The organism is Kribbella caucasensis (genome assembly GCF_004361855.1).
Classification (GTDB): Bacteria; Actinomycetota; Actinomycetes; order Propionibacteriales; family Kribbellaceae; genus Kribbella; species Kribbella caucasensis.
On the sequence record NZ_SNWQ01000024.1, the window covers coordinates 68,870 to 77,494 of the forward strand.

Genomic DNA, 8,625 nt, shown 5'->3' on the forward strand with positions numbered 1-8,625 from the left:
GGGGCTACCTACCGCGTAGCTGGACGATGCGCTCCTCGAAGTCGATCCCACACTCGAACGGCCCGCAGGCGAACGCGAACGTGACGCTCGCCGCCTTGCCACCGGCGAACTTGCCGTTGTCCGGCAGCACCTCGACACTCCACAGCCGCGGGGTGCCGTCGCACAGGATGTCGGAGAAGCCGATGCCGCGCACGGTGAACCGCCCAACCTGCTGCGACAGCGTGGTCTCCACTGCCGTGAAGTCCGGCTCACCGGTGCAGATCGCAGACCCGCTCACCGTCGCCGTGCCCGTCCTGCTGTTGAACTGCGCAAACCGGTTCACGGTGATGTCCACCGTTGGCGGCGGCGGGATCACGCCGATCGTGAGATTGAGCGTTCCACCGTTACCGCCACCGTCGAGCTGGTCGTCAAACACCAGCACCGTGTACGTCGTACCAGCGGTCGCCATCCACGCGACTGCTCCAGGTCCACAGGCCACCAAGCTCCAATTACCCGGGCTGCCGGTCGCCACGATCGCGCCGGCCGAGTACGTCGACGAAGACACGTCGACCGCGATGCCGTCGTCTGCGCCGGGGGTGAACTCGTACCAGACACTGGCATCGTTCGCGGGTGCTCCACAATTCGCGTTGATGTCGGTGTCGTCGCTGTCGGTGGTCGCCTCGGTGGTGTCGAGGCTGTCGGTGAACGGGACGGCCCCGACCACCGTGCGGCCGCCGTACGTGTCGTTGCCCGGCGCCGCCGCGAGCGCTGTGCCCGCGGACGTGATCAGGGTGCCGAGCACGAGCGCGGACAGAACCGCGCTTCGAAGGTGTCTCATCTTGCCGCTCCTGCTGGGTGCTCGCGGGCGCAAGCCTGCGCCCGCAACTGGACGCTGTTCCCGACGGCCGTCGCCCGGCAGGCCCGTGATCCCTCCCCCGGCCCAGAGCGGCGCCGGCATCCTCACCCGGCAGGTCATCCGCCCACCGGGGCGCCCCTCGCATAATTGACGCACCTCCGAGGCGATTTGTTCGGGCCGGTGGAGCCTGGCCGGTCAGAGTTCGCCGAGGTACGCCGTCCGCATGCGCTGATCGCTCAGCAGGCTCTCGGCCGTGCCGGACAGCACGATCCTCCCGGTCTGCAGCACGTAACCGCGGTCGGCGATCGAGAGGGCCATGGTCGCGTTCTGCTCGACCACGAAGACGGTCGTCCCCTGCTCGTTGATCTCGCGGATGATCTCGAAGTTCTGCTCGACCAGGACCGGAGCCAGGCCCATCGAGGGCTCGTCCATCAGCAGCACCTTCGGCCGGGCCATCAGCGCCCGGGCCATCGCCACCATCTGCTGTTCCCCACCCGACAGTGTCCCGGCCCGCTGCCCGAACCGCTGCCGCACCCGGGGAAAGAGTGCGAAGACCCGCTCGAAGTCCTTCGCGACTTCCTCGCTGTCGTTCCTGAGATAGCAGCCCATTTCCAGGTTCTCGCGCACGGTCATGCGTTTGAACAAGCGGCGGTTCTCCGGAACCATCGACACCCCCAGGCCGACCAGCCGCTGCGTCGGCAGGCCGGTGATCCGCCGGCCGTCGAGCAGCACCTCGCCGCGGGTCGGGACGACGTACCCGAGGATCGTCTTCAGCATCGTGGTCTTGCCGCTGGCGTTGCCGCCCAGCAGGCAGACCACCTCGCCGGCGTGAATCTCCAGGTCGATGTCGCGCAGCACCTGGATCGCGCCGTAGTGCGTGCTGACGCCGCGCAGGCTGAGCAACGGCTGGGGATCGGTCATGCCGGGCTCGCTTTCCGCCCGAGGTAGGCCTCGATCACGCGCTCGTTGCTCGCGACCTCGTCGTACCGGCCCTCTGCGATCATCTGCCCGTAGTCGAGTACGACGACCCGCTCCGACACTCCCTTCACCAACCGCATGTCGTGCTCGATCAGGACGATCGTGACGTCGATCTCGTCGCGGATCCGCCGGATCAGGCCGATCAGCTCGCCGGTCTCGTGCGGGTTCATCCCCGCGGTCGGCTCATCGAGCAGGAGCAGCTTCGGGCCGGACGCGAGGGCGCGGGCGATCTCCAGCCGTCGCCGGTTCGCGTACGACAGCGACCGCGCCGGAGTGTCGAACCGCCACCCGACCAGCCGGGCGCCGAAGAACGCCAGCGCCCGCTCGGCCGCCTCCCGGGTCTCGGCCTCTTCCCGCCGGAACGACGGCGGCCGCAGCACCGCCTTGAGCATCCCCGACCGGGTCCGGCAGTGCCGGGCGACCATGACGTTCTCCCGCACGCTCATCTCCGGGAAGAGCCGGACGTTTTGGAACGTCCGGGCGATGCCGAGCTCGATGATCTGGCTGGGCCGCAGACCCACGATGCCGTGCCCGTCGAAGACGATCTCACCCCGGTCGGGCCGGGTCATCCCGGTGACGAGGTTGAACAGCGTGGTCTTGCCGGCGCCGTTCGGACCGATCACCGAGACGATCTCGCCCTCGGCCGCGTCCAGGTCGAGGCCGTCGACGGCCCGGACCCCGCCGAAATCCTTGGTCAGACCGCGAATCTCGAGCAGTGCCATGCCGGTCCCCCTCAACTCGGCTCGGGGCGAGAGCCCGGCTCTGGCCGAGAGCCCGGCTCTGGGCGAGAGCCGGTGTCCTGGGTCTTCAGCCATTCGTCCTGCGCGATCTCCTCCTCGTGCAACTCCTCGGCCCGGCGTTTGCTCGGGATGAACCCCTCCGGCCGCCGCAACATCATGAAGATCAGCAGGGCACCGTAGATCAGGAAGCGGTACTCCTCGAACTCGCGCAGCAACTCCGGCAGGCCGACCAGCACCATCGTGCCGAGGACGACCCCGGGCACACTGGCCATACCGCCGACGATGATCACCACCAGCACTGTGATCGACACGATGACGTTGAAGCTGTGCGGGAATACCGAGCCGATCTTGGTGGCGAACAGCGCGCCGCCGAACCCGGCCAGCACGGCACCGACGATGAACGCGGACAGCTTCGCGGTGACGATATCGACCCCCATCGCCTCGGCGACCGACTCGTCCTCACGCATCGCCATCCAGGCGCGCCCAATCCGGGAGTCCTGCAGCGCGTACGTCGCGTACGCCGCGAGCAGCACGAACACGAAGATCACGTAGAAGAACGCCTGCGGGGTGCGGACCCCGACCGGCCCGACAGTGATGTCACCGACCTGGATGATCCCCTGCGCCCCACCGAAGGTCGGCTTCAGCCAGTCGGACAGGAACAGCAGCCGGGCGATCTCACCGAAGCCCAGGGTCACGATGGCGAGATAGTCGCCACGCATGCGCAGTACGGGCGTACCGACGAGCAGACCCGCCACCGCCGCGGCGAGAACCACGAACGGCACCGCGAGCCAAAAGATCCATCCGACTCCGAGGCTCGACTGTGGAGAGGTCAGCAGCGCCGTCGTGTAGGCGCCCACGGCGAAGAATGCGACGTAGCCGAGGTCGAGCAGGCCGGCGAAGCCGACCACGATGTTCAGTCCGAGTGCCATCAGCAGGAAGATGCCGGCGATGTTGAGCACCTCGCTGAGGAACGAGCCGAGCACCTGGGGCAGCAGCCCGAGTAACAGCAGGGCCGCGGCCAGAACTGCGACCCTGACGATCCGGCGAGACCGGTCTGTGAGTCGCTCGAGCCGGGCGTTGACCAGGGCGCGAGGCTTCCGCGATCCCAGCAACTGCAGGCAGAACCCGAGTACAGCCACAACGGTGATCCCCGCGATGCTGAGGGCGCCGCTCGTGTCGTATAGGAAGTCGGCGAGCGGTTCGGTCCAGATCCGCAACTGTTGCTGGAGGCCGCGGAGCACCTGGCTGACCACGGCCTGCATCAACCCGAACGCCAGCACCCATCCCACCGCCGCCAGGACCGCCCGCCGCCAAAGGTCGGGCAGCACCTGGATCGCGCCGGCCAGACCACCCAGTACGGCAAACAGACCCACCAGCAGGCCTGCCCCCGCACCAGGCTCAAGCCCGAACGTCAGGATCCGTGGATCGTCGCGGACGAGCTCAGGGGTGACGTTCAGCAGGACGCCGCGCAGATCGACCGTCGCGATCAGCAGCACGAACGCGCCGATCGTCACGCCACTGATGAATCCCGCAAGCAGCCCGGTGGCAGGGTTCCGCCAGCCAGGGGGCCGGGTGGCGAAGCCCTCCAGCTCCGGCTGCCGTCGCCCGGCGACGTACCCGACCAGCAGCGGGATGGACAGCAGGAGCACCGCACCCAGCGTCAGACCGTCGAGCAACTCGCGCTCCGAGAACGCCTCGACCATGCCGTTGGCGGACACGAAGACGGCCACGGCGCCGCCGACGAGTCCGATCATGACCACTCTGGAGCCGACTGCGGCAGCCGGTGCCTCGACGACTGTCGTCATGCTCGGTCCTCGCGTACCCGCTCGCCGAGGATGCCGGTGGGCCGGAAGATCAGGACCATGACCAGGGTCAGGAACGCGACCACGTCCTTGAGCTGATGGGCGGCCGGGATGCCCAGGCCGACGAGCACCAGGCTCGGTCCCATCGACTCGACCATGCCCAGCGTCAACCCGCCCACAGCGGCGCCAGGGATGTTGCCGATGCCGCCGAGCACCGCGGCGGTGAACGCCTTGATGCCCGGCAGGAATCCGCTGAGGAAATGCACGTTTTGGAAGACGAGCCCGAACAGCAGACCGCCGGCGCCCGCCATCGCGCCACCGACGCCGAAGACCCGAGCGATCGTGCGATCGACGTCGACCCCCATCAGCCGGGCGATCTCAGGATCCTCGGCGACCGCCCGCATCGCCTTGCCCGCCCGGGTCCGCTCGACGTACAGATACAGGCCGGCCATGATCGACAGGGCGGCGACGATCACCAGCAGGTGCACCCGGAGGATCCGGAAACCGAGGACATCGAACGTCCCGCTGAGAATGTCCACTTCCGGGTAGGCCTTCACCGACGTACCGAACAGGCTGGCCATCGTGTACTGCAGGAAGAACGACGCGCCGATCGCGGTGATGAACGGGATCAGCCGCGGAGCACCCCGCAGCGGCCGGTACGCAACCCGCTCGAGCAGCAGGGCGACCAGCGCCGACACCGTCATGCAGCAGATCAGCGTGATGAGCAGCGCCAGGATCGGAGCGGCGTCCCACAACGCCGTACGGGCCAGTCCGTCGGTCACGAAGTAGCCGGTCATCGCGCCGATCATGAACACCTCGCCATGGGCGAAGTTGATGAACCGGAGCACGCCGTACACCATCGTGTAGCCGAGCGCGACCAACGCGTAGACAGAACCCTGGGCAATACCGAACACGACGAGATCGCGCCACTGCTGACCGCTCAGCCGGGCGCTGCTGATACTGCTGACGGCACCGATCAGGAGCAGCGCGATCGCCGCGATCCGGACCAGCCAGAGGAATGCGTCGACGACCGGAAGCCGTCGTACCCGTCGGGCGGCCACCGGTCCGCGTCGTAGCGAGTTGGTCCTGGCCATGTGCCTCCTCGCACGTCAGCCGAGCATGACCGGGCACCCCGCTTCCTTGGGATGCCCGGCCGTGCGCTCAGCGGGCCGGTGGCTCGAACGTGAACAGCACGTTGCCCCGGACCTGGTCGATCGTCTTCTGAGCCGCCGTGTTCTGGACGATGTCGATCTTCGGGTTGGCGCAGTCGCCGAACTCGTCGCAGCTGAGGGTGCCGGTCAGACCTTGGTAGTCCTTGGTCTGGTAGACCGCGTCCATCAGCTTCTGCCGGTCGATGTGGATCTTGCCGTTCTCCTTCACCGCCACCTTCTCGATAGCGGCGAAGACCATGTTGGCCGCATCGTAGGAGTGTGCGTGGAAGGCCTGGATGGGCTTCTCGCTGAACTTCTTCTCATACTTTCCGACGAAGTCCGTGTACGTTGCTCCGGTCGGGGTGGCCGGTCCGGAGAAGTACATCCCCTCGGTCTGGCCGATCACGATGAACGTGTTGGACAGCAGACCGTCGGCGCCGAACAGCTTCTTCGTGTCGGCCAGCAGCGGGAACCCCTTCGCCTGCTTGACGATGAAGTCGGCCTCTGGCTGGAAGATCGGGAAGAAGACGATGTCCGGCTTGGATGCGACCACCTCGGTCAGGACCGGGCGCATGTCGGTGTCACCCTTGCTGATGGCGGTGGCCAGCGTGACGGTTCCGCCCAGTTCCTTGAAGGAGTTGCCGAACGCATTGGCCAGCCCCTCGGTGTACGGATCACCGTCGTGGATCGTGGCCGCCTTTTTCGCTCCGAGCTTCTGGAACGCGAAGTTGGCCGCCGCCTGGCCCTGGATGATGTCGTTATGTGCGGTGCGGAGGTATCCCTTCTGGTTGGCGGTGCCCTTCTTACCTCGCAGATCCGACGTCAGGATCGGCGAGGTGTTCGACCCCGAGATCATCAGGATTCCCTTGCCCGAAAGGATCTCCATCGCCGGCACCGCGGCACCGGAACAGCTGCTTCCGATGACTGCGACGATCTGGGGATCGGCCGCGAACTTCTGACCGGCGGTGGTCCCGCCCTCGGCCTTGCACAGGTCGTCCTCGACCTGGGTCCGGATCGGGTGCTCGAGAAGATTCCCGCCCTTGTCCTCGATCGCGATCTCCACCGCCCGCACCTGGTCGGTGCCCAGGCTGGCGGTGTCGCCACTGATCGCTTGGAGAAGCCCGATCTTGATGGGTGCGCCCGTGTCGACGGTGACCGCACCGAGGGGGCCGGGCGTGAAGCCCGCGCCCTTCTCCTCCTCCGGTGCGCACGCGGCGCCGATGAGCGCCAGCACTCCGACGAGACAGGCTGTGAACTGCTTCCTGCGTGTACTCATCGCACCTCCTCCAGGAGGCTCTTGCTCCGCCACGCGAGTTCCGTGGCGATGTGGCTGATGCTACTCCGAGTGGACCCCGCGAGATGCGGTCCGGCAGCAGATACTCCCTGTGCGAACACGGCTACCAGGAGATCCCGCACTCCCCCGGCGTAGCCTCGACCCGAACGACGGTTCCGGACGGGATCTCCCCATGCTCCGGTGGTTCCACCAGCAGAATCGGCATCTCGAGACCGTAGAGCTCAGCGGCGACGATCGCACCGAGGACGACGATCGCGTCAGATCTGGCCAACACGATCGCCGCTGGCGCGGCCCGCGAGCGGATCTGCTCAGCCAGCACGCTCGAACTCGAACTCGATCCACGACCTGACTCCATCACAAGCACGCGGCCCGCCAGCGCAACACCGTACTGCGGATGGCGCGCGTCGACGATCCGCCCGCGGGCGTCCGTACCGCCCCAGAATGACAGCGGTTCGGTCAGCCGGATGGTGCTCCCTTCCGCGGTGCCACTGGTGAGCGCCTCGGCATGGATCATCACCTGGATGCCTCCCCGAACAAGGCGTCATCGAGGACGACACGACCCAGCCGAGCGGATGCCACACACTCCTCCACAGATCCGAGCACGACCTCGGCCCCGATGTTGGCCGGCGCGTAATAGGCCCACTTGGCCGAGTTCGTCATCACGCGCTTCGCCGCCGGCGACAGGATCGCCGTCACGTACGTACAGGTGTCGACGACAACCGTCACTCCGGCGGACTCAAGGATCGGCAGTACGCCGGTCTTCTCGGCGAGGGCCAACGTCGCCCGGGCGGTCGACAGGTAGAAGCGGACATCGTCGCGGATCGGCGGACCGTCGCGGAGAAGATCTGCAAGCACCACGCACTCGGCATAGGAGGCGTGCGGCGTCCCGACGCTCACCGCGTCAATGCGTCCCGACGAGAAAGTCGACAGCTCGGCCCGCGTCGCCCGCAGATCCTCTGGACTGACACCATGGACGCTGAGCGGTTCTCTGCCCTTGAGTGCATCCTCAAGTGTGGCTGCCTCCGGCGTCACTCCCACAGCGTGGAACATCGCCACTCCACCGGAGGACGCCGCCGCCGCACCCAACGCCTTCAGCCTGTCCTCGCTGACGTCCGCCGGTATGCCAACGAGGACTGGGATCTCGCTACCGGCGACCGAACCGACGTATTGGCCCAGGAGTGGATAGACCAGCTCGGATCCGAGGAGGGCGCGTTCGAGGTCGCTGCAGTCGAACACCACCGTTCCTCTGCGGGCCTCCTCGGTCTGGAGGCCGGAGAAGGGCACCCGTCCGGTGATCGCGGCACAAATGTCCACGAAGTCGCCGTAGCGGTCGGTGCGCGCACCGAGCACCGAGTTCGCGAAGACGATGGCGTTCGACTCCGCCCAGGCGATGTGATCCCCCAGGCCAGGCCTAGCCGGAAGCTGGTACGGCGCGCAGGTCCAGGTCGCCGCACATCCGAGCGCCAGATACGCCGACATCAACCGCCGCCCACCGGCTGCGACCTCACGCTCGGCCTTGGTATTCGTACGAATCAGGCCCGGGTGGAGCAGATCCATCGACCCGACGTTCAGCGTCGTCGGCACCCGCACGGAGGCACCGAGTTCGACGAGCCGGCCGGCGAAGTCGAGACTGACCTGGCCGTGGTACAGGCACGAATCGACGTGGGCCGAGGTAATCTCCACCATCCGCTGCGCACCCACGATCCGGCCCAGGCCGACCACGATCCGCATCGCCATCGCGATCCCCTCGCCGTACTCGCCGGACAGCATCCGCAGCTCTTCTGCAGTGAGAACGAGCTCGGTCCTGGACAAGTCGCGTCACACC

At 67.1% G+C, this 8,625-nt stretch carries 8 protein-coding genes; all 8 read right to left on the bottom strand.

The window, feature by feature from the left end; all coding sequences use genetic code 11:
• Window positions 1-4: 4 nt before the first annotated feature.
• Window positions 5-817, bottom strand: coding sequence for a DUF6299 family protein (locus tag EV643_RS35715; protein WP_133804629.1), 813 nt, complete (start codon window positions 815-817; stop codon window positions 5-7).
• A gap of 213 nt (window positions 818-1,030) precedes the next feature.
• Entirely contained in the window at window positions 1,031-1,756 is a 726-nt protein-coding gene (locus EV643_RS35720) for an ABC transporter ATP-binding protein (protein ID WP_133804630.1), read from the bottom strand.
• Window positions 1,753-2,535 carry an ABC transporter ATP-binding protein gene (locus EV643_RS35725; protein WP_133804631.1) on the bottom strand — a complete coding sequence of 261 codons (783 nt, stop codon included), beginning with the start codon at window positions 2,533-2,535 and terminating at the stop codon, window positions 1,753-1,755. Before EV643_RS35725 ends, EV643_RS35720 begins: the two co-directional genes overlap by 4 nt.
• Window positions 2,536-2,546: 11 nt before the next feature.
• Window positions 2,547-4,358, bottom strand: coding sequence for a branched-chain amino acid ABC transporter permease (locus tag EV643_RS35730; RefSeq protein WP_133804632.1), 1,812 nt, complete (start codon window positions 4,356-4,358; stop codon window positions 2,547-2,549).
• Window positions 4,355-5,449, bottom strand: coding sequence for a branched-chain amino acid ABC transporter permease (locus tag EV643_RS35735; protein WP_133804633.1), 1,095 nt, complete (start codon window positions 5,447-5,449; stop codon window positions 4,355-4,357). The genes EV643_RS35730 and EV643_RS35735 overlap by 4 nt, the downstream gene beginning before the upstream one ends.
• Window positions 5,450-5,516: 67 nt before the next feature.
• Window positions 5,517-6,782, bottom strand: a complete 1,266-nt coding sequence (locus EV643_RS35740) for a branched-chain amino acid ABC transporter substrate-binding protein (RefSeq protein WP_133804634.1) — start codon at window positions 6,780-6,782, stop codon at window positions 5,517-5,519.
• Between the two features lie 121 nt (window positions 6,783-6,903).
• A complete protein-coding gene (locus tag EV643_RS35745) occupies window positions 6,904-7,314 on the bottom strand; it encodes an aconitase X swivel domain-containing protein (protein ID WP_166665704.1) in 411 nt (136 codons plus the stop codon).
• On the bottom strand, window positions 7,314-8,612 hold the full coding sequence (locus EV643_RS35750) for an aconitase X (protein WP_133804636.1): 1,299 nt from the start codon (window positions 8,610-8,612) through the stop codon (window positions 7,314-7,316). The genes EV643_RS35745 and EV643_RS35750 overlap by 1 nt, the downstream gene beginning before the upstream one ends.
• Window positions 8,613-8,625 lie beyond the last annotated feature (13 nt).

What these genes read in the sequence shown, in the direction of transcription:
- EV643_RS35715 (WP_133804629.1), bottom strand. Translation starts at nt 817, where the DNA reads ATGAGACACCTTCGAAGCGCGGTTCTGTCCGCGCTCGTGCTCGGCACC.
- EV643_RS35720 (WP_133804630.1), bottom strand. Translation starts at nt 1,756, where the DNA reads ATGACCGATCCCCAGCCGTTGCTCAGCCTGCGCGGCGTCAGCACGCAC.
- EV643_RS35725 (WP_133804631.1), bottom strand. Translation starts at nt 2,535, where the DNA reads ATGGCACTGCTCGAGATTCGCGGTCTGACCAAGGATTTCGGCGGGGTC.
- EV643_RS35730 (WP_133804632.1), bottom strand. Translation starts at nt 4,358, where the DNA reads ATGACGACAGTCGTCGAGGCACCGGCTGCCGCAGTCGGCTCCAGAGTG.
- EV643_RS35735 (WP_133804633.1), bottom strand. Translation starts at nt 5,449, where the DNA reads ATGGCCAGGACCAACTCGCTACGACGCGGACCGGTGGCCGCCCGACGG.
- EV643_RS35740 (WP_133804634.1), bottom strand. Translation starts at nt 6,782, where the DNA reads ATGAGTACACGCAGGAAGCAGTTCACAGCCTGTCTCGTCGGAGTGCTG.
- EV643_RS35745 (WP_166665704.1), bottom strand. Translation starts at nt 7,314, where the DNA reads ATGATCCATGCCGAGGCGCTCACCAGTGGCACCGCGGAAGGGAGCACC.